Raw genomic sequence first — 935 nt, 5'->3', positions numbered from 1 at the left:
CCCGAGTTTCGCAGTTCGCGGGCACATAAGCCTTGATCGTTGAGCGAAAGTGCTGGTCGGCATGGTTGTGGATAACTTCCGGAGTCCCAAAGTGTGGGCACACGACCATTCGTGATTATGCTGCGGAAGCTGCGACTTGTGCGGGATGATGCGGGCATGTACCTGCGTAAGACGCAGCGACGCAACGGCGACGGCAGCGTGGTCCGGTATCTTCAACTGGCCAACAACCGGCGCATCAACGGCACCACACAGGCCGAGGTGCTGGTCAACCTGGGCCGCGAGGACAAGCTCGACGTCACGGCGCTGCGCCGGCTGGTCGCCTCGATCAACCGCTACCTCGGCGACGAAGACGACGTCACCCTCCCGCTCGGTGCCGAGGCCGGGCCACTGACCGTGGAGCAGGCCCGCCCGTACGGCGCGATCTGGCTGCTGGATCAGCTGTGGCGCACGCTCCAGATCGATGCGGCACTGGCCGACGTGCTGGGACCACGCCGCTTCCGCACCGACATCGAACGGATCTTGTTCGCGCTGGTCGCCAACCGCGCCGTGGCCCCCTCCTCCAAGCTCGCCGCAGCCGAGTGGATCAACCACACCGTCGCCATCCCCGGCCTGGAGCGCGCCGACAAGGACCAGGCGATGCGGGCGATGGACCTGCTGGCCGGCGCCGATGCCCAAGGCCAGGTGCAGCAGGCGGTGTTCTTCGCCGCCGCCAACCTGCTCAACCTGGAGGTGGATCTGATCCTGTTCGACTCCACCTCCACCTACTTCGAACGCGACGGCGAGCCCGAGCCCGGCGACGCAGGCAGTAGCGACGGGGGCGACGGGGGCGACGGGGGCGACGGGGGCGTCGAGATGGGGTTGCGCCGGTTCGGGCATTCCAAGGACCACCGCAAGGATCTGCCGCAGATCGTCATCGGGCTGGCCGTCACCCGCGA

At 67.3% G+C, this 935-nt stretch carries 1 pseudogene; it reads left to right on the top strand.

Annotated features, from left to right (window positions below):
* Window positions 1-156 precede the first annotated feature (156 nt).
* Window positions 157-935, top strand: a pseudogene (locus ACBJ59_RS62790) (transposase); the annotation flags it as partial.

The sequence above is a fragment of the Nonomuraea sp. MTCD27 genome (genome assembly GCF_041950495.1).
Taxonomy (GTDB): Bacteria; Actinomycetota; Actinomycetes; order Streptosporangiales; family Streptosporangiaceae; genus Nonomuraea.
This window is presented reverse-complemented; position numbering and strand designations above follow the sequence as displayed.